Below are 19,482 nucleotides of genomic sequence, written 5' to 3' on the forward strand. Positions count from 1 at the left end.
ATTAAACCCTCCAAATATTCGTATCGGAAATCCACGCCAGCGCCTGCTCGACATTCTCGGCAAGCACGTTGACATGTCCCATTTTGCGTTTATGTTTGGCTTCATGTTTCCCATATAAATGAATTTTAGGCGCGACGCCCAAACGCTCGGCCGAAGGATCCTGCCGCGCGACCAGCTCCAGAAGCGGTTCCACGTGCTCGCCGAGCACGTTCACCATGACGACCGGCGTCAGCAGCGCCGTATCCCCTAGAGGCAATCCGCATACCGCGCGCACATGCTGCTCGAACTGCGACGTCCGGCAAGCTTCCATCGTATAGTGCCCGCTGTTGTGCGGACGCGGCGCGAGCTCGTTCACGAACAGCTCGCCGTCCTCCGTCAGGAACAGCTCGACCGCGATCAGCCCGACGGCTCCAAGCCCTTCCGCGATGCGCGCCGCGAGCCGCTCGGCTTCCCGTTGAAGCTCTGCGTCGATGCGCGCCGGCACGATGGACAGATGCAAGATATTATCGACGTGAATGTTCTCCGCTGCCGGGAACGTTCGAATCTCGCCTTGCGGACTGCGCGCCGCGATGACGGACAGCTCCTTCCGGAAGCGGATGAATTGCTCCACGACCAGCTCCGTGCCGGCCCGGTTCAACGTCTCGAACGCTTCGCCGATCTCGTCCTCGCTGCGGATAACCCACTGGCCTTTGCCGTCGTAACCGCCTGTTGCCGTCTTCAGCACGCAAGGGAGTCCGAACCGCGAGACCGCCTCGCGAAGCTCGTCCGCGCTGCGAACCTCCGCATACGGCGCCACCTTCACGCCTGCCGCTTCGATGGCCCGCTTCTCCCGCAGACGATGCTGCGTCGTATAGAGCAGCTCGCTGCCCTGCGGCACGTAAGACTGTTCCATCAGCATCGCCGCGACGCCGGCATCGACGTTCTCGAACTCGTACGTGATCACGTCCGCGCGCTCTGCCAGCTCCTTGGCGGCGTCGCGGTCATCGTAAGCCGCGACGATCTGCTGCGCGACTTGTCCGGTAGGCGCGTCCGGCGTCGGATCCAGGGCGACGAAGCGGTACCCCATCGCGCTGCCCGCATTCGCCATCATCCGTCCCAGCTGGCCGCCGCCTAAGATACCGATCGTCGATCCCGGCAAAATCACTTTCGCGTCTCTAGCCGTTCCGCTCATAGCGTCTCACTGCTTTCCAGCACTTCTTGCTGAATCCGATCGCGGCGCGCCTGCACGCGGGCTTGTACCGCCGGATCGAAGGCGCCGATGATCTGACCCGCAAGCAGTCCGGCATTCGTGCCGCCCGCATTGCCGATCGCCACCGTTGCCACCGGGATGCCGCCAGGCATCTGCACGATGGAGAGCAGCGAGTCGAGGCCGTTCAAATTCGACGATTTGACGGGAACGCCAATAACCGGCAGGATCGTCTTGGCAGCGACCATGCCGGGCAAATGAGCGGCTCCGCCCGCTCCGGCGATAATGACCTTCAAGCCGCGCTCCGCGGCGCTTTCCGCGTATTCGAACATCAAATCCGGCGTCCGGTGCGCAGAGACAACCTTCTTCTCGTACGGAATTTGCAGTTCGTCCAGAACGTCGCAGGCAAGCTTCATCGTTTCCCAATCCGACTTGCTGCCCATGATAACGCCCACTTGTACCGCCATTTGCTTACGACCACCTTTTCATAGGTAAAATTCCGCAAAAAAATCCCTCAGCATCGCTCCAAAAACCTGGCATGCTTCGGGATCTCCAAGACCTGCGGCGAAGGCGTTCCCGGCTGCTCCATCCGATCAACCCGGATGAGTGGCAGGTACGTGAAGACAACATCAGGCTGCCCCGTCTTGGCGGCAACCTGGGTCCTTCGCGGCAATGTCTCGTAGTCCGAAAATTAAGGTTTTCGGGTAGATACTCTCGGGCCTGATTCCCAAGGATATACGAGATGTTTCGACAAATTTCTTATCTCATTAGCTACTCCTAGTTTATCAATCCTCACGTGGAATGTCAACGCGAAAACACGAACATTAACAACGAATTATCTCCAATAGTTCGTATTTAGGCACCATTTCATACCAATTGCATTTCATCCTGTCCTTGAGTTGATTTATTTTGTCAGAAAACTCAACCAACTTTCTGTTGACTCACGAGTCAATTCGAGCTATAACTAAGTTGACTGAGCAGTCAATACGGCTCGTCTCCCTGTTATTCTAAGGAGGTTATCCCCTTGAAACCGATCGTGGACATCGAACGTTTGAGCAAGACCTACGGCAAAAGCCGGGGCATCAATGACATTACTTTCTCCATCGAAGAGGGCGAAGTATTCGGATTCATCGGTCCGAACGGCGCGGGCAAGAGCACGACGATCCGAACGCTGCTGAACATCATCTTCCCGACCTCGGGCAGCGCGCGCATCTTCGGCAAGGACATCGTCGCGCATTCCAAGGAGATCCGGGAGGGAATCGGCTACCTGCCTTCGGAGGTTTTCTACTATGACGACATGAAGGTCGTCGACCTGCTCCGTTTCTCCGCCTCCTTCCACCGCTGCCGGAACGAGAAACGAATGGCCGAGCTCGCCGAACGGCTCGACCTCGACCTGAATCGCAAAATCGAGGACCTCTCGTTCGGCAATCGGAAGAAAGCCGGCATCGTTCAAGCGCTGCTTCATGAGCCCAAGCTGCTGATTCTGGACGAACCGACGGGCGGACTCGACCCCCTCATGCAAAATACGTTCTTCGAGCTGCTCAAGGAAGAGCGCGCCAAAGGGACGACGATCTTCTTCTCCTCGCACGTTCTGAGCGAGGTGCAGCGCATGTGCGACCGCGTCGCGATCGTCAAGGAAGGCGCGCTGATCAAAGTCGAGACGATCGAGAACCTGATGCGCAATAACCTTCGGCATATTACGCTCACCGCTCTGCAGCCCGAGAGCATCGACCTGTCGGGAATCCGCGGCATCGTCAAGCAAGAGATCCTCGGCACGCATCTGAAGCTGCTGTACGAAGGCGATATGCGAAGCTTCGTCCAAGGCGTGGCCGATTGTCCGTTCACCGATATGCTGATCGAAGAGCCGTCGCTGGACGAAATTTTCCTGCACTATTACATGAAATAACGGAGCGTGATCGCCATGCTGTTCAGAAGAGAGTTCAAACGGAATTTGCGGAGCCTGATCATATGGAGCATCATTATCGCGGGCATTATTCTCATGTACTTAAGCATCTTCCCCTCGATGGCGAAGGAGCAGGCGAATATGGATAACCTCGTCAACGCCGTTCCGGAAGGCATGCAGAAGGCATTCGGCATGGACCGGCTCAGCCTCGGCACGCTGCTCGGCTTCTACGGAATCGAGATCCATCTCATGACGACGCTGCTCGGCAGCATCTACGCGGCCATGCTGGCATCGGGCATCGTCGCCAAGGAGCAGAACGAGAAGACGGCGGAGTTTCTGCTCGCGCTGCCGATCTCGCGCCAGACGATCATCGCGCACAAAGGGCTTGCCGTTCTCGCGAACGTCCTGCTGTTCAACCTCGTCATCGTCGCGTCGTCGCTCCTCGGCTTCCAATTCGCGGCGGACCAGGAGCTGCCCTACAAGGCGTTCTTCCTGCTCGAGCTGGCGGTGCTGATGATGCATCTGACTTTCGCCGGCATCGCTTTCCTGTTCTCCGCCGTGGCGCGCCGGACGAGGTCGATCATTTCCTTGTCGCTCGGCACCGTGTTCATCATGTATTTCCTCAGCGTCGTCGCAGGCATCTCGGGCCGGCTGTCCTGGCTGAAATACGTCAGTCCTTTCAAATACGCCGATTCCGCGCAGATCCTGACGGAGAGCAGGTTCCATCCGGTCTACGGCGTCATCATGGGGGTCGTCATCATCGGTTGCTTCCTGTCCGCGTACTGGTATTATAGTAAAAAAGACATTGCCGTCTAACGCGCAGAACGAGGTGAGCCGCATCTATCCCGCATTCGCGAAGGCTCCTGCAGAGAAACAGGAGCTCATCATGACCATATGTATCGAAGAGTTCGCCAAGAACGGATACGACAATGCCTCGACGGATACGATTACCGCGCGCGCCGGCATCTCCAAGGGCATTTTGTTCCATTATTTTAAAAGCAAGAAAAACGTATATATGGCCGTCGTCACTCACTGCACGCAACTGCTCATAGACCGGACGATGGAGGAAGTGGAACGCATCGAAACGGCGGATTTCTTCGACCGTCTGAAGGAAATCATTCTCGCCAAGCAGCGGGTGACCTTGCGGTACTTGCCGGAGGCCGAGCTGGTGCAGCGGGCCATGCTCCATCCGCCGAAGGTAGTAAAGGAAGAACTCGATGCGTTCTTCGCCACGCATCGTACCAAGTACACGGAGCCGTTCATGCTGAACGGCCTGTTCAAGACCGAGCTGCTGGCCTCCGGTCCCCTCCGCGAAGGCATCACGCCGGATAAGGTGTTCCGCATGGTCATGATGGTGCTGAACCAATACTCCGCCAAATACTTGCAGCTGTATCAAGGCGGCGGCTATACGCATGAGTCGCTGCAGGCGATGCTGATCGAGGAGTCCGAGGATTTTATCGATATGGTGAAGTACGGGGTGTATAAGCAATAAAGGCGCTTGGTCTGCGTTCCTGCCGAAGTCAGGGATGCAGCCGAACGCCTTTTTGTTTGGCCGAATGTCGAATGCACCGGCTTTGCCGGTCATGCAACTTCAACTGCCTCGATTGCGTTTAATAACTATCCATAAAGCTCCACGTAAGACGTATATAAGGGGGAATTCCTATTCAACAACAGACGCTCGTCAAGCTGGCGCTGTCGCTTCTCGTTATTCTTCTCGTTGTCCTCTGGTTCGCATCGGGCGGAAAAGGGACGGTGAAGAGCTTCGAGTCGACCGTCGACACCATGCAGAATCATGGCTTTCTCGTGAATTGCTCGGATCAAGTCAACCGCGGCAAACATGGTCCCATCGAAGACATCGGCTACTTATGCAACATTAAGGTAACGGACGAGACCAAGCTTACGGACGCCGACGGGAAGCCGCTTACGTTAAAAGAGTTCGCTAATGGCGATTCCATTCGAATTACGTTCTCGAAAGGCAAAAACATTCGGAGCGGCAACCTGCTTTTCGACGCGGCCGAAATCATCCGACTGCAGCAAGCTCAGGAGCAGGAAACTCAGGAGCAGCGAACTGAGGAGCAGTAAGCTAACGTATTAAGCATTCTGCTTCGACGGACCGTCCACCCGGAACGCGGCTTTCGCCCAGCTGTAATCGGGATCTTCCAGGCTGCCGTCCTTGTACGTCGATATCAGCGCCCAGCGTTCTTCGCCGGAACGGTTCGGATGCGAAGCGTGGAACAGCAAGTCGTGAAAAATAATCGCGTCCCCCCGCGAAGCGGCGAGATCGACGATGCGCTCCGGATCGATGTCTTCATCCTTCAGCCGGTTGCTGAAGCCTTCTTCCCTGCCCGTAAAATCCGCATGCTCCACGTCGTCGTGATGCGAACCGGGCACGATGCGCAGGCAGCCGTTCTCGGGCACGGCGTTGTCCAGCGCGATCCACACGGAAAATTTATGACTGCCATGCCAATATGGATAGTCCTGATGCCACGGCGACCCGAAATCCGTGGATGCGCTCTTGAATACTACCTTGTCGCTTAGGAACAGCACATGGTCTCCGATGATTTGCTCCAGCGCACTCGCGAGCACCGGATGTGCCGCCGCTTCCTTGAAGGCGGGGCTCGCGACCGCCATGCCGACGTACACGCCCGACTTATCGACGCCGTTCTCTTCGAGTACCCGTTTGGCCTCCTCCTTCAGCTTAATCGCCTCGTCCTCGTTGAAGAGCTGTTTAAGAACAACATAGCCGTTCGTTGCAAACTGCTCCTTCAGCCTTGCATCCATGGGCAGACACCTCTTTCTTGAATTTGAACCGCTGGAACGAATTCATGTCGAAGCCTTCATTCTAAAGCACCCTGAACATCGGAACGAGGACGGGAGCTGCAAGACACGGATCTCACCCGGACATTCCTCATTCTCTAGCTTCACTATAGTACCGATTCCCGAACATTGGAATAATAAAATGAAGCTTCTATAAATGAACGCGAAATGAACGCGCAAAAAATGAACGCACAAAAAAGCACAGCGCCGGTCCGCGCTGTGCCTCAAGTCTCTCTCTCTATTAGCCCTGGCTGCCGATCCAACCGTAGCGCGCGATGATAAGAATCGCGAGCACCCACATGAGCCAGTGGACTTTGTATTTGCCTTTGCCGGACAGGTTGCCCACCGTTGCCAGCACCACGTACGATACGATACCCGCGGACACGCCGTTGGCGATGTTGTACGTGAACGGCATCAGCGCGATCGTCAGGAACGACGGAATCGCGAACACCATGTCTTGGAAGTCGATTTCTTTGATCGACTGCACCATCAGCACGCCGACGATGATGAGCGCCGCAGCCGTCGCGGAGCCCGGGATGAGCGAGATGAGGGGCCACAGGAACAGGGCCGCCAAGAAGGCAACGCCTGTCGTAACCGCAGTCAGACCCGTACGGCCGCCCTGCGCGATACCGGCGGAGCTCTCGACGAACGCCGTTACCGTACTCGTGCCGAGCATCGCGCCGCCGCTGACGCCGACCGCATCGACGAACATCGCTTTGCCGACGAGCTTCTTGCCTTTGACCGGATCCTTCATCGCGCCGGCGCGGTTAGCCGTACCGACCAGCGTACCGAACGTATCGAACAATTCCACGAACGTGAACGTCGCGATGATGGAGATCAAGCCCGTATGCCATACGCCTTTGAAATCGAAATCCCAGAAGCTGAGTTCGTTGAAATTCGGGGACCAGCTTTGGCCTTTGAGCGTTTCGCTAACGTTGACGTCGCCCGTGATGATCGCGATGATCGTCACGCCGATGATGCCGAACAGAATCGCGCCGGGCACGCGCATGACCATGAGCACCGCGATCAGCAGAACGCCGATCAGCGTCAGGTATACGCTGGAGCTCTCCAGGCTGCCCATGTGCAGCACCGTTTCGAAGCCGAGCACATCCGTGAACGTGCCTTTCGGAATGTCGTTCAGCGATTCCACGCCTACCGTCATGATGCCGCTGTTCTTGAGGCCGATGATCGTAATGAACAAGCCGATGCCGACCGTGATCGCATGCTTCAAGCTGTCCGGAACGGCGACGATCAACATTTGACGAATCTGCGTGACCGTCAGAATCAAGAAGATGATACCGGAGATGAAGACGGCCGTCAGCGCCATTTCCGGCGAAATCGGCGAATTCGTCGCTTTCGAAGCCAACACGGTCGATGCGAAGTACGCATTCAAGCCCATGCCCGGCGCAAGCGCCGCAGGGAAGTTGGCGAACAACCCCATGAGGATCGTGAAGATGCCGCCCGCAAGCGCCGTAGCCAGAAATACGGAGTACACGTTCAGTCCAGCGCCTCCGAGAATGCTAGGATTGACGGCCAAAATGTATGCCATTGTCATGAATGTCGTGAGGCCCGCCATAATTTCCGTTCTTACATTTGTTCCGTGTTCCTTCAATCGAAAGAAACCACCCATTTTTCTAAAACCCTCCCAAAAAATGTTGTCAGAACAAACAAAGAACCTAGAGAAAAACGCCGACGCTTCGGCATTATTCTCTAGGTTCTACGCAAAAACAAGACACGGAGCCCGCGAATGGACCGTTCGCGCGCGCGTTCTTGCTCTTCGTAGACAGGTCATTTACGGTGACCTCGTAGAGACTCTCAAGCCGATTCTTGAGATTATACGAAAAGACATGCAATTTGTTTGTATTGAGTCTGTCAACATTTTAGCTAGATTATTCACGGCCTGTCAATGGAAAACGTTCGGAAATCAGACGAAAAAACGCAGGTTTTTCCCCAAGATCGGCAAAAATCGGAAGAATCGGCTTCGCGGCGCAAAAAAACCGTCCGGGATTGCCCCGAACGGCCTTCAATGTCACGCTATCGCTTACTCCCACTCGATCGTCGCCGGCGGCTTCGACGTGACGTCGTACACGATCCGGTTCACGTTCTCGACTTCGTTGACGATCCGAACGGAGATTTTCTCCAGCACGTCCCAAGGGATACGCGCCCAATCCGCCGTCATGCCGTCGATGGACGTCACCGCGCGAATGCCTACCGTGTAGGAATACGTACGGGCATCGCCCATGACGCCGACGCTCTTCATATTCGGCAGCGCCGTGAAGTACTGCCAGATCTCGCGGTCGAGACCGGCTTTGGCAATCTCGTCGCGAAGGATCGCATCGGAATCGCGCACGATCTTCAGCTTGTCCTCCGTCACTTCGCCCAGCACGCGGATCGCAAGACCCGGGCCCGGGAACGGCTGACGCCATACGATCGCTTCAGGCAGGCCGCATTCCTCGCCGACCTTGCGCACTTCGTCTTTGAACAAGGCTTTGAGAGGCTCGACGAGCTTGAACTTGATGTCTTCCGGCAGACCGCCGACGTTATGATGCGATTTGATCGTTTGCGCCGTCGCCGTGCCGCTCTCGACGATATCGGTATATAGCGTGCCTTGAGCAAGGAATTCGAAATCGTCGAATTTCTCCGATTCCTCTTGGAATACGTAGATAAACTCGTTGCCGATGATTTTGCGTTTCTGTTCCGGGTCGTCGACGCCTTTCAGCTTGCCCATGAAGCGCTCCTTGGCATCGATTTTGACCACTTTCATATCGAACTTGCCGACGAACGTCTCCATGACGCCTTCGGCTTCGTCTTTGCGGAGCAACCCGTGGTCGATGAACATGCAAGTCAGTTGATCGCCGATCGCCTTATGCAGCAGAATCGCCACGACGGAGGAGTCCACGCCGCCGGACAGGGCGCAGAGCACTTTGCCGTTGCCGACTTGCGCGCGGATGTCGCGGATCGTGTCGTCGATGAACGTGCTCATGCTCCAGTTGCCTTCGCAGCCGCACACGTTGTAGAGGAAGTTGCGGATCATTTCGTTCCCTTGAAGGGAGTGGCGCACTTCCGGATGGAATTGAACCGCGAACAGCTTGCGTTCCGGATGGCTCATCGCCGCGATCGGCGCATGGTCCGTGCTTGCATCGACGCGGAATCCTTCAGGGAGCTGCACGACATGGTCGCCGTGGCTCATCCATACCGTTTGACGGTTGTCCAGATCCTTCACGAGCTCGCTGCCCGCTACGAAATCCACTTCCGCCTTGCCGTATTCGCGCTTGCCGGCGCGTTCTACTTTACCCTCAAGCTGGTGCGCGATCAGCTGCATGCCGTAGCAAATACCGAAGATCGGCAATCCCAAGTCATAAATCGCGGGATCTACGAGCGGCGACTTCTCCTCATATACGCTTGCCGGTCCTCCCGAGAACACGATGCCCTTCGGCTGCAGTTCGCGGATCCGTTCTACCGAGGTATTGTAAGGCAGCAATTCGCTGTATACGCCCAAATCCCGGATACGTCTTGCAATCAGCTGGTTGTACTGTCCGCCGAAATCGAGGACAACGATCATTTCATTTGGCTTGTTCACTTTTGTAGAAGCCTCCCTCAAATCATTGTGTCAATTATATATAGGCGTTATGGGACAGTCAAGAAAACGAAGGCGGCAATTATAAGGCAGAAAAATGTAACCGCTGCCGCTGAATAAATGATGCCAAAATACGGGTCGTATCATGCAAAAAAGAGCCGGACGGACCCATTGCGGGGCCATCCAGCTCTCTCATGAATAGGGAATCGATCAGGCTTGCTCGACCGCGGCTGCGGCAAGAGCCTGCTGTTGTTTGTTCTTGGCCAGCTTCAAGTAGCCGTAGACGTTCTGGAACTCGCTGTCTTCCACGAAGCGCAGCCGGATGGAACCCGCCGCGTCGTTCAGGTAGCTCCGCAGCGCAGCGGCCCCGCCGCCTAGGACGTAGAAGCACTGGATATCCGGGTTCTTCTTCCACCGTTTCACGATCAGGTCCAGCACCTTGTTCGCCGCGCGGCCGAAATAATTGTCCACGATCGGACGGATGTCCGCCTGCCCTTCCCCGATGCGATGAATGAGGTAGTCGCCGCTCTTGATCTTCTGAATCAGCTTCGTACGGCTCGGGAAACGGTGACCGAATTGATCCTCGACGTCCCGAATGATCTGGTCTAGGTAACCGGCCAGCCCGAACTGCTCGCCCGTGCTGAACTGGTTGTCGATGCTCATCCGCTTGATGACCGGGAAGTCCGTCGTCAGCGCGCCCATCTCGCAGATGCCGATGCAGCCGTAATACAGCTCCCCGTTGCGCACCGCCAGATTGTCATGCGTCGCCATATGGAACAGTGCCGCAGCACCCTCGATCGATATGACCGCCCGCTTGATAACGACCTTGATGGAGCGCCCGCGCAGCTTCGGCGTGGAGAGGAAGGTCACTTCGTGCTCGCCGACGAGACGCTCTTCGAACTGCTTATGGAAGCCGGCGTACGTGCGGACGGGAAGCCCGGTGCCGACGATATATTCGACGACTTGGCTTATCTGTCCCTCGGACGGCTGGTAGGCCCCGCTCGTCAGCCCCGCGTAAGCAAGCGCCGTCAACGCCACGATCAGCGCCTGGTCGCTGGTCGCCTTGTTGTCGGTTTCCTCCAGCTCGGAGTTGTCCTGGTCCTCCATGGCGAGCGTTCCAACGAAATACCGCTGATTGTTCTTTTTCAGCTTCGGGCTGAAGATCCGCACGTCCAGCGCCTTCAGCGGCGAATCTTCCTCTTGGAAAATATGCCGTTCGTAGCCGGGCGCGAGAATGCTCGGAATGACGACGGGCTCGGTCGCTCCGTCGATCATCAACTTGATGCTGTCGTTTCCTACGTCTATACCTGCGAGCTTGATCACAATGAGTTCCTCCGTTCATGTCTTGAAGCCGGGTCGCCGCATGCGCCTGCATGGCGGGATTCAGCGGCTGGCTAATCTGCATAGTGGGTCATCATTTCGCCATCATCCGACAAATTCCTTTATGGATGTCGAATTTATTTCAAAGCTAAGCTTTTTGCGAATGTCTGCCGAAATTAATCGGTATATGTGTTTTCGGCATAATCACCCTAAAACGTTAAGGAGACAGACATGAAGAAGAAAAGACGTCTTGCGGGCGGCCGGTATACGTTTCTCGTTCTTCCTGACGACGGCGGTCCTTCCAAGCAGTTTCGGGCTTCCACCCTCCTCTTGGCGGTTATACCGATTCTGACTCTCGCGCTGGCCGGGGCGACATCGACGCTCTATCTGCTGCATGAGCGCAGCTTATGGAAACTGGATCGGCTCCATCAGCAAATCGCCATGAGCTCCGGCTCGTACCGAAGCGAAATCGCCTACAAGGATGCCTCAATCCATAACCTCCAGAAGCAAGTGGTCGAATTCGCCGGGCAGGCTGCCGACGTGCAGTCGCGCTTGGACGAGCTAAACAAGCTGGCATCGGCCATGCAATCCTATGTCGGCCTGAAGGATGCCTCCTCGCAGGAGAAATCCGAAGACGGCACCGGGGGAGAACTCTTCACCGCAACCGACAGCGATTACAGGCAATTGGCGGACGGCATGGACGAGATGTACGCCGCGCTCGGCTCCGAGATCGGCGAGCTGAAGGCAACGCTGACGCGCGCGCATACCGCGGTCGTGAAGAAGAAACAGCAGCTGCGCGCGGTGCCGACGTTTTGGCCGACGCATTCGCAGCGCATCACGTCGCAGTTCGGCGTGCGGATCGACCCGTTCACCGGTAATCCGGCCAAGCATACCGGACTGGACATCGCCGGACATTTCGGCGATTCCGTCTATGCCGCGGCCGACGGCACGGTGAGCGAAACCGGGTTTACGAGCACGCTCGGCAACTATGTCCTTATCCGCCATAAAGGAAGCCTTTCGACCAAATACATGCATATGTCCGGCATTTTCGTCCGAAAGGGCGACGTTCTCAAGCAGGGCGGCGTTATCGGAGCCATGGGCTCCACCGGGCGCAGCACGGGGCCGCATCTTCATTTCGAGGTGCTGGAGCACGGCGTGCCCGTCGATCCGAAACCGTATTTAAACATGGCCATGAAGGAGCTGCCGACCGATGTTCAAATTTTGGAAGAGAGACAAGATTAGCACGCTGCTGACCGATACGTTCATCGGAGAAGGTACGATCGTCGAAGGCGCGATCCGCTCCGCAGGCAGCGTCCGGCTGGAGGGCCAGCTGCGCGGCGACGTATTCAGCGAGGGGGATGTCGTGCTTGGAGAGAGCGCTTTTGCCATCTCCAACATTACGGCAAGGAACGTATATCTCGCCGGCCAGGTGACGGGCAACGTGCGCATCAGCGGCAAGCTGACGATCACGTCGACCGGCAAACTGTACGGCGACATGGACGCCGCTACGATTGCCATCGAAGAAGGCGGCGTCTTCCAAGGCAATAGCGCCATGGATATGGGAGCGCCCGTCGTCAGTCCGATCGAGCGGCGCGGCGGACGCGACCGCCGCGCCGCGAACGGGGCTGCCTACGATGGCGAAGAGCGCCGAAGCGGCTTTGACCGGCGGGACCGGGAATCCGCCCTGCAATCGCGAACGTTCAGTTTCCGCGCACCGGAGAAGCAGGAGGCGTCTTCCGCAGATTTGGCGGGTGATGGGCTGGAGGGTTCGGGCTCGAGAGACTTGGAGTTGAAAGACGCAGGCGCTAAAGGCGAAGCGTCGAGGGCTGTTGGAGCGAGTGACGGAGAGTTGAAAGCCGTGAGCGCTAAAGGCGATGCGTCGAGGGTTGTTGGAGCGAGTGACGGAGAGTTGAAAGCCGTGGGCTCGAAAGACGGAGATTTAAACGCTGGGGCCTTGAGAGACGAAGAATTGAAAACCGTAAGCGGATCGTCGGCTTCCTATGTTGATCCGCTTCGCGAGAGCGGCCGGGCGTTCATGCAGAACAAGTACGCAAGCAGCCGGCAGCACGAGACGTATAGCGAAGGCCTAAGCGAGGCAGAACGGGCCGCGCTGGGCGTTCCGGGTCAACCGGCTGGTCAAGCGGTGGTGCGTCCGAGAGATGCCGGGGAGGTTGCAGCAGTCAGCGTAATTGCAAGCGCGGTTGCGGAATTCGCCGCGGGGAGTGCGGAAGCTGCGGCGCACATGGAAACTGCGGCGGTGAACGTGGTTGCGAATGCAGCCGTGTACGATGAAGCTGCGGCTGTAGAAGAAGCGGTTTCGAATGAAGTATTGAGTATGGCGGCTGAAGATGCCGGGGTGACGATTGAAGCATTGAGTACGGCGGCTGAGGAAGCTGCGGTTGCGAGCAAAGAAGTTATAGCGGAGATTGCAGATGCAAATGTAGGAGCTGCAGCAGCAGAACCTGCTGATGTAAATGAAGAAGCTGTGATCGAGAGCAAGCGTGCGCGTGCGGAAGCATCTACGCCGAGCACAGTTATAGAAACGGATGCGAATGCAGGATCTGTGAGTGTGGATGCAATTACAGAAGCTGTGGAGAAGAACGTAGATGAGGCTTCGTTGTTGGCTGAATTGGCAGCTGCCACCGCAATTGAAGGCCCGCAAGCTGATATCGTCGCGAGCCTTTCCTTGCAAGAAGAGCCTCCGGCCAGCGGAGCATCCGTTCCTGGTTGGACTGTCTTCGAGCCCCTACAAGACATAGCACTTGCTCATATAGCGCAAGCCGAGATCAGCCAAGTGATGCCGTCCCGCGAAGCAGCAGCGACCCTTGCAGCGATTGCTGAAGGCAGGACGGCTCAGCCGAATAGTGAAGCTCTGCCAAGCAAAGTGTCGAAGGGCCCGAGGGAAGAGGAAGCAGCAGCCCTGCTGAGAAACTGGTAGCGAATTTCAACTTATAACGAGCAGTCAGGCAGCGCAGTTCCAGGCTGTCGGATAGACAGAACCTCGACGTTGAAAGACTAGATTCTCTACTTGTAAGTCCTCCGGCTCTGCCCTTGAAGACAAGCAAAAAGCCGCAAGCCAGCATAAACGCTGGCTTGCGGCTTTTGTCGTTCTATCTGGCAACGGTCAATCCCGCGACCAGCTCGGCAATTTGCTGCTGCGTCGGCAGGCGATGCGCGAACGCATCGAAGCGCGCTTCTTCATCCCAGCGCACGAAATCCGCGACCAGCGGCGCGGTCTGCGGCGGCAGTTGAAGCGCCGCCGCGTATTCGCGCGCCGTGCGGTGCGGGGGCCTCGCGCCGCATTGCTTGTACAGCTCGCGCCATAAGGCGTCCGCGAGCTGGAGGAACTGGCTGCGGGCCGCGGTGTGCCGGCCCGCCCGCAGCGCGCTGCCGTAGCGGCGCAGCGCCGCTCCGAACGCGAAGCGTTCGCGCCTGCGGCGCGCCGCCATGGCGAGCCCGGCCGCGCCGGCAAGGGCCGCGGCGCAGGCCGCCTTGGCCCATGGCGGCGAAGCCATGGCGCCGCCGGCCGCGTCCGCGAGGGCATGCGCCCCGCGCTCCGCGGCAGCGCGCAGCTGCGCGGCCATGCGCCCGGCTGCGTCGCGGGCGTCCGCGGCTTCGCCGCGCTCGGCAGCCGCAGCCGCGTCATCCGGCTGCGACTGCTCGCCCGCCAATGCGGGCGAGGCGGCTTCGCCGCTGGCGGCACCGGCCTCCGGTGCCGCAAAACCCGGCGTCGGCTCGAAGGTGAGCCAGCCGACGCCCGGAAACCATACTTCCACCCATGCATGCGCGTCGCTCGCGCGCACGGTGTACTGGGAGGCTGCGCCTCCGAGCGCCGCCAGGCTGGGCTCGCCCGGCGCGAAGCCTTTCACGTACCGGGCAGGGATGCCCTGCGTCCGCAGCATGACCGTCAAAGCGGAAGCAAAATGCACGCAATAGCCTTGCTTTTGCCGAAACAAGAAATCGTCGACGAAATCCGCTCCCGCCCCCGGCACTTGCGTGTTCGCCAGCGTATACGGATAGTTCGACTTCAAATAATCGACGATGGCCTCTGCCTGCGCATACCGATCGGTCGGATTTCCGGCATCCTTGATGATTTGCGCCGCAAGGTCGCCGACGCGAGCAGGCAGCCCCGCCGGCAGCTGCGTATACGCGCGCGTCTCTTGATCCGTCAGCTGAACCGAGTCGCTGCCGCTTGCTTCATGATCGGAAGCAGCTGTTGAAGCAGCATCTCCCTGCACGGCCGCTTCGTTCGGCAGATACGTCTCCACCGTATACTGCACGACCCGATTCTCGTCGCCGGACGCAAACATGGCGCCCGTGAAGGCATCCTGCCAATACTTGCCCGCGTCGCTGCTCGGCGCGTTCTGCAGCTTCAATGCCGTGATTCTCGCATCCGCCCCGCCGGCGAACAGCGGATAACCGACCGTGGGCCTCGCAGGCGTCACCGTTTGCACGAATACGTCCGTTTCGGATGCTTGAGGCGCGTCCGTTACGCTTCGTTTCTGCCAATCGTGGTCCTCCTGCTCCCAGCCCTTCCCGTTATAGAACGCTTCGCTGTCTCCGCGCAAATACCCCGCTTCCTTGGATGCCACCGTGAACAGGATGGTATCGTCCGACGTCAACGGACTGCCCAGGCGGCGGTCATCGAAGCCGTAGCCGGTTTTCCCCGAACCGTTCAAGCCGGTTTCGGCCATCGCCTCCTCGGCCGTCATGGCCGCCGGCGCGGAATGGCTATCCGTCCCTTGAAACCGCTGCTCGCCCCATTCGATCGCATCCGCGGCCCACGGCGCTTGCTTCGACGTCACTCCGTTCGACCAGCCCCAGGCCGCTCCGACGCTTACCGCCAGAATGAGTACGGCCAGCCAAGCCGCGCCGCTCCACCATCCGAGCGTCCAGCCGGCCAGACTACCCGAGCTGCCGTTTCCTTTCGCAAACAAATCCGGCATGCCAGACAGCCGCTCGATGCGAGGTACCGTCACAAGCGCGCTCAGCACCAACCCTTCCGCGCAGGCGCGCAGCAAGCCGGGAAATACATCCAAACCCAGAAAACCATACAGCAGCAGCAAATAAACGGCCGTCAGCGCGGTTAATCCAAGCCCCCACTGTCGCAGCCACATCAAGGACTGCACGGCGATCGCCATCATGCCGAGACCGCCGATGAGCAGCAGCGTCCTGATTTCCCCGCTGAGCATGAAATTACCGTCGGTAATGCCCGCCGCATCATGCTGAGCAGCCCGCACGAAGCCTTGCAAAGACTGCGCCAGCGAACCGTAATGAGGCTGAAACAAGAAGAGAACCGCTCCGATCGCGATCATGCCATTCGCGAGCAGTGCTGCCCAAGTCGGCGGTACGAACAATCCGACGGTCAGAAACAACCCGACGGCCGTAAGCAGCGGGCTGATCTCGTACAGCTCCGTATAGGATTTCAATTGATTCAACGGCAGCAGCCATTCCACGATCAGTCCGAACAGCAGCAAGCTCGTGATGAGCCGCCGGGAGCCGAAGCGGAAGAAGTACAAGCTCTCCCGCTCCTCCGCGCGTTTGGAAGGGCGTACGATGCCTTGGCCCGTTGTCCCGCTTATTCCGGCCGATCTCGCACTTGCCTTTGTCGCCGCCATCACGCTTGATCCCGAAGTTCCCTTCCCAGCTCCAGACGCCGAAAAAGCGCTCGTATCGGCCGATCCCATGCTCTGCTGTCCGTTCCCGTTACGATCCCCTTGCGGCTTCGACATGTACTCCGCCACCTCCCTTGCCTGAGCGCACGGACGCATCTTCCGCGGAAGGCCTCATGCCTCCATAACTTGCAGTCATCGGCATGGCCCTGACGCGGCAGCCCGTTCCCTGCAGCCGTTCCTGCCAGCTCAACGCGGCTTCTTCGCCTCCGGATGCCGGAACGGACAGCAGCAGCATAAGCTTAATGCCGCGCACGCCGGCCAGCTTGGCACCGTACGAAATATTGCCGGGTTCTCCCGACGGCCTGGCGATCGCATCCGCGCTTCCCGTCTTGCCCGCCGTCAGACATAGTACGGAAGCGCCGCGAGGTGCGCCTGCAATGACATCGGACAGCCGCTGCGACATTGGCTTGGCCAGCGCTCCGAGCCGCAGCCGCGCAAGACGATTCTCTGCCTCGCGCAGCTCGCTGCTCGCGCCGGATCCGTCATAAACGACGCTCTCCGCGACCGCATTCGTGATCAGCTTCACTCGTTTGCCTTCCTGCACCGCCTGCCTCATCATAGCCGCAGCACGGCCTGCGTTCGCATCGAACAATCGGCTTTGCTTGCCGTATGCGGACGCGGAGGTTTCCAGCACGATGATAACCGTGCCCGCCGCCTCCGCTTCGTTCATGCGCGTCTGCATGCCAAGCCCTCTCGCCATGGCCCGCCAATCGACCCGCCGCAGAGAATCGCCGGGTATATAGCCGCGCAGCTCCGGCCCCGCGCCGTCCCGGCGAAGCCGGGATGCCGCAGCCATCATCTGCCCGCCGAACACAGCGATCGGCTGCGCCCCTTGCCGGGTCCGTTCCGCTTCGAACCCGGGCAGCTCGCCGATCCCCTCTCCGGCAGGCGGGACCGGTCTTACGATCGCCCGTCCGGGGCAATCGACGACGATGTTCCGCACCGTCAGCCCCAGCATGTCCCCGGCAGCAATCGTCAATGAGCGAAACTCCAGCTCGCCCCGTCTCAAATCCTTCACCGTGTAGGACAACGTCAACTGACGGGCAAAACCTGGCAGCATTGCCCGCATGATACGGATATCGCTGCCTTGAGGAGCAACGGCATTCACGATTTCTTCCTGCAGGCTTACCCACAGGAATGGCAGCATCCGGCTCAGCTTCAGCGTCACCGCAACGCGCATCGAACCTCCGTCGACTAGCTCGCCCGCCTCATGAACGATTCGTTCCGCTTCGACACGGCCTAGTGCTACGTAAGGAAGGAGCATGCTTCCCCCCGCGGTCAAGATCGCCACGGCCGCGAACAACCACTCGACCGCGCCTCCCCGTTCGACAAGCGCAAAGATGCCGATAACGAGCACGACAGCGGCCATGATCCGGGTCATCACCCGGCTGCGCAGCCGGTGAGAACCCGAAATAGACGATGGCGTGGCAATCTTTAAAGCAGCACCGTTGCCGATGCCTTGCGATACCGTCGCCGCGTCCGTACCGTCTGATGATGCCGGAACTGCTGAGCCTTTCATGCCGCTGCCAAGGCTTCCCGCCGCCGCGGATTTCATCTGCTTCCGTTTCTTCGCCGTTCCTGAAGCCTTCATGATCCCACCGCTTTCATGACGAGCGACAATCGCCTTCGCGCCGTCCACGCCCTGCTCATCTGCGACGGCCGCCTTCGGAGGCCGGCATCGGAACCGGAGCCGCCGACAAAATATCGTCCAGTACCTTGGCTGGCGTTTTCCCTTTTGCCCAAGCCTCGTCCCTCATCAGCAGGCGATGGGCCAACACAGGCTCGGCCATCTGTTTCATATCGTCCGGCACGACGTACCGCCTGCCCGCAACGTAAGCCGCCGCCTGCGAAGCTCGGATCCAGTCCAGCGTCGCGCGCGGGCTGGCCCCCAGCTGCAATTCCGGCGACGTGCGCGTCGTCCCGACGATATGCACCGCGTACGCGAGCAGCGCGGGGTGGACATGCACCGACTGCGCATCCTTCTGCATCCGCATCCACTCTTCCGGTACGATGACCGGACGAAGAAGCTCGGGGAGCAGGCGCTGGCGTCCCGAAGCCAGCATGCCGATCTCGTCCTCTGGCGAAGGATAGCCGATCGATAGCCGCAGCATGAATCGGTCCAGCTGCGCTTCCGGCAGTGGATACGTACCGTCGTCGCGCAGCGGATTTTGCGTCGCGAGCAGCATGAAAGGTACCGGCAGCGGCCTCGTCTCGCCGTCCGCCGACACGCTCCGTTCCTCCATGGCCTCCAACAGCGCAGACTGCGTACGCGGCGGCGTACGGTTGATTTCGTCGGCAAGCACGACATTCGCCATCAGCGGCCCTTGGCGGAAAATGAGCTCGCCGCGTTTGCCGTCCCATACCATCCCGCCGACGACATCCGCCGGCTGCATGTCCGACGTGAATTGAATACGGCGGAACTCGCCGCCTATTACCCGGGCAATAGCGCGCACGAGCAGCGTCTTCCCGACGCCCGGCACGTCCTCGAGCAGCACGTGGCCGCCGGCCAGCAGCGCGCCGAATACTTGCGATACCACTTGCTCTTTGCCGAGCAGTACGCTATTGACCCGAGCCAGCATCAACTGAAGCGACTGCTGCGCAGCTTCCGGCCACATGTCCGGATCCGAAGCGCGAAGCGATTCTCCGGCCCCGGCTTCAGCCCCGGTTCCCCCGAGCTGCACCGATTGTTTTGGTAGCATTACGTGTCATCTCCTACTCTTCCAACCTATTGAATCGTTCTAGTTGCTAGTTTCGCCATCTAACGCCGCCTTTACACCTGCGCAGCGAGACAAAACGGCACGAATTGGTTTGGGAGATGTAAAATCCGATTCGCCTTGTGACTATGCGCATAATGAGCAGCAACTGTAGCGGTCCTGAGCGAGCGTTCAAAGGCGGAAGGTGGCGGCATTGCGAGGCGGTCGAGGCTTCAGGGCTGTCAGTGATTAGAGGTGAGCGAAGCTTTCACGGGTGTCGGAGATGCGAGGGTTGACGATACGAAGACGAG

15 protein-coding genes and 2 riboswitches are annotated in these 19,482 nt (G+C 58.8%); of the genes, 6 read left to right on the forward strand and 9 right to left on the reverse strand.

From position 1 onward, the window contains the following. Position 1: 1 nt before the first annotated feature. Positions 2-1,171 (reverse strand): 5-(carboxyamino)imidazole ribonucleotide synthase, encoded by a 1,170-nt coding sequence (purK, locus tag AC0YNU_RS24010; protein WP_475761215.1) that lies wholly within the window; start codon positions 1,169-1,171, stop codon positions 2-4. After that, positions 1,168-1,653 (reverse strand): 5-(carboxyamino)imidazole ribonucleotide mutase, encoded by a 486-nt coding sequence (gene purE, locus AC0YNU_RS24015; RefSeq protein WP_475761216.1) that lies wholly within the window; start codon positions 1,651-1,653, stop codon positions 1,168-1,170. Before purE ends, purK begins: the two co-directional genes overlap by 4 nt. Positions 1,654-1,846: 193 nt before the next feature. Further along, positions 1,847-1,947, reverse strand: a riboswitch (purine riboswitch). Positions 1,948-2,210: 263 nt separating this feature from the next. Here purE and AC0YNU_RS24020 point away from each other — a divergent pair. The 4 genes from AC0YNU_RS24020 to AC0YNU_RS24035 all read left to right on the forward strand — a co-directional run bounded on the left by AC0YNU_RS24020 (position 2,211) and on the right by AC0YNU_RS24035 (position 5,171). After that, entirely contained in the window at positions 2,211-3,092 is an 882-nt protein-coding gene (locus AC0YNU_RS24020) for an ABC transporter ATP-binding protein (RefSeq protein WP_475761217.1), read from the forward strand. Between the two features lie 15 nt (positions 3,093-3,107). Next, complete coding sequence (locus AC0YNU_RS24025; RefSeq protein ID WP_475761218.1) at positions 3,108-3,905, forward strand: ABC transporter permease subunit; 798 nt, start codon at positions 3,108-3,110, stop codon at positions 3,903-3,905. A gap of 70 nt (positions 3,906-3,975) precedes the next feature. Continuing rightward, a complete protein-coding gene (locus AC0YNU_RS24030) occupies positions 3,976-4,581 on the forward strand; it encodes a TetR/AcrR family transcriptional regulator (protein ID WP_475761219.1) in 606 nt (201 codons plus the stop codon). A gap of 260 nt (positions 4,582-4,841) precedes the next feature. Beyond that, positions 4,842-5,171, forward strand: a complete 330-nt coding sequence (locus AC0YNU_RS24035; RefSeq protein WP_475761220.1) for a hypothetical protein — start codon at positions 4,842-4,844, stop codon at positions 5,169-5,171. A 9-nt stretch (positions 5,172-5,180) separates the two neighbouring features. Here the strand turns inward: AC0YNU_RS24035 and AC0YNU_RS24040 are convergent, their stop codons facing one another. The 4 genes from AC0YNU_RS24040 to AC0YNU_RS24055 all read right to left on the reverse strand — a co-directional run bounded on the left by AC0YNU_RS24040 (position 5,181) and on the right by AC0YNU_RS24055 (position 10,806). Then, positions 5,181-5,870, reverse strand: a complete 690-nt coding sequence (locus AC0YNU_RS24040) for a phytanoyl-CoA dioxygenase family protein (RefSeq protein WP_475761221.1) — start codon at positions 5,868-5,870, stop codon at positions 5,181-5,183. A gap of 277 nt (positions 5,871-6,147) precedes the next feature. Further along, the gene (locus tag AC0YNU_RS24045) at positions 6,148-7,536 is read right to left on the reverse strand and encodes an NCS2 family permease (RefSeq protein WP_475761222.1); all 1,389 of its coding nucleotides are present in this window, start codon (positions 7,534-7,536) and stop codon (positions 6,148-6,150) included. Positions 7,537-7,666: 130 nt separating this feature from the next. After that, a riboswitch (purine riboswitch) is annotated at positions 7,667-7,767 on the reverse strand. 180 nt (positions 7,768-7,947) lie between these two features. Beyond that, positions 7,948-9,486 carry a glutamine-hydrolyzing GMP synthase gene (guaA, locus tag AC0YNU_RS24050; protein WP_475761223.1) on the reverse strand — a complete coding sequence of 513 codons (1,539 nt, stop codon included), beginning with the start codon at positions 9,484-9,486 and terminating at the stop codon, positions 7,948-7,950. Between the two features lie 207 nt (positions 9,487-9,693). Further along, positions 9,694-10,806, reverse strand: coding sequence for a ParM/StbA family protein (locus AC0YNU_RS24055; RefSeq protein ID WP_475761224.1), 1,113 nt, complete (start codon positions 10,804-10,806; stop codon positions 9,694-9,696). A gap of 228 nt (positions 10,807-11,034) precedes the next feature. Between AC0YNU_RS24055 and AC0YNU_RS24060 the strand changes: the two genes are divergently transcribed. Together AC0YNU_RS24060 and AC0YNU_RS24065 are read left to right on the forward strand one after the other, a co-directional pair. Then, positions 11,035-12,045, forward strand: coding sequence for a peptidoglycan DD-metalloendopeptidase family protein (locus AC0YNU_RS24060; RefSeq protein WP_475761225.1), 1,011 nt, complete (start codon positions 11,035-11,037; stop codon positions 12,043-12,045). Beyond that, on the forward strand, positions 12,014-13,741 hold the full coding sequence (locus AC0YNU_RS24065) for a bactofilin family protein (RefSeq protein ID WP_475761226.1): 1,728 nt from the start codon (positions 12,014-12,016) through the stop codon (positions 13,739-13,741). Before AC0YNU_RS24060 ends, AC0YNU_RS24065 begins: the two co-directional genes overlap by 32 nt. A gap of 172 nt (positions 13,742-13,913) precedes the next feature. Here the strand turns inward: AC0YNU_RS24065 and AC0YNU_RS24070 are convergent, their stop codons facing one another. From AC0YNU_RS24070 to AC0YNU_RS24080, 3 genes are read right to left on the reverse strand one after another with little or no spacing between them, the layout of a single operon-like run. Beyond that, positions 13,914-16,535, reverse strand: coding sequence for a DUF4129 domain-containing transglutaminase family protein (locus AC0YNU_RS24070; protein ID WP_475761227.1), 2,622 nt, complete (start codon positions 16,533-16,535; stop codon positions 13,914-13,916). Next, positions 16,510-18,069 (reverse strand): DUF58 domain-containing protein, encoded by a 1,560-nt coding sequence (locus tag AC0YNU_RS24075; protein ID WP_475761228.1) that lies wholly within the window; start codon positions 18,067-18,069, stop codon positions 16,510-16,512. Before AC0YNU_RS24075 ends, AC0YNU_RS24070 begins: the two co-directional genes overlap by 26 nt. 55 nt (positions 18,070-18,124) lie before the next feature. Beyond that, positions 18,125-19,177 carry an AAA family ATPase gene (locus AC0YNU_RS24080; protein WP_475761229.1) on the reverse strand — a complete coding sequence of 351 codons (1,053 nt, stop codon included), beginning with the start codon at positions 19,175-19,177 and terminating at the stop codon, positions 18,125-18,127. Between the last annotated feature and the right edge of the window lie 305 nt (positions 19,178-19,482).

This window comes from Paenibacillus sp. J31P316 (assembly GCF_056269105.1).

Bases quoted from the DNA above. Each gene is read 5' to 3' on its own strand.
- purE (WP_475761216.1), bottom strand. From the start codon at position 1,653: ATGGCGGTACAAGTGGGCGTTATCATGGGCAGCAAGTCGGATTGGGAA.
- AC0YNU_RS24075 (WP_475761228.1), bottom strand. From the start codon at position 18,069: ATGAAGGCTTCAGGAACGGCGAAGAAACGGAAGCAGATGAAATCCGCG.
- AC0YNU_RS24025 (WP_475761218.1), top strand. From the start codon at position 3,108: ATGCTGTTCAGAAGAGAGTTCAAACGGAATTTGCGGAGCCTGATCATA.
- AC0YNU_RS24030 (WP_475761219.1), top strand. From the start codon at position 3,976: ATGACCATATGTATCGAAGAGTTCGCCAAGAACGGATACGACAATGCC.
- purK (WP_475761215.1), bottom strand. From the start codon at position 1,171: ATGAGCGGAACGGCTAGAGACGCGAAAGTGATTTTGCCGGGATCGACG.
- AC0YNU_RS24060 (WP_475761225.1), top strand. From the start codon at position 11,035: ATGAAGAAGAAAAGACGTCTTGCGGGCGGCCGGTATACGTTTCTCGTT.
- AC0YNU_RS24070 (WP_475761227.1), bottom strand. From the start codon at position 16,535: ATGTCGAAGCCGCAAGGGGATCGTAACGGGAACGGACAGCAGAGCATG.
- AC0YNU_RS24080 (WP_475761229.1), bottom strand. From the start codon at position 19,177: ATGCTACCAAAACAATCGGTGCAGCTCGGGGGAACCGGGGCTGAAGCC.
- AC0YNU_RS24040 (WP_475761221.1), bottom strand. From the start codon at position 5,870: ATGGATGCAAGGCTGAAGGAGCAGTTTGCAACGAACGGCTATGTTGTT.
- AC0YNU_RS24065 (WP_475761226.1), top strand. From the start codon at position 12,014: ATGTTCAAATTTTGGAAGAGAGACAAGATTAGCACGCTGCTGACCGAT.
- AC0YNU_RS24045 (WP_475761222.1), bottom strand. From the start codon at position 7,536: ATGGGTGGTTTCTTTCGATTGAAGGAACACGGAACAAATGTAAGAACG.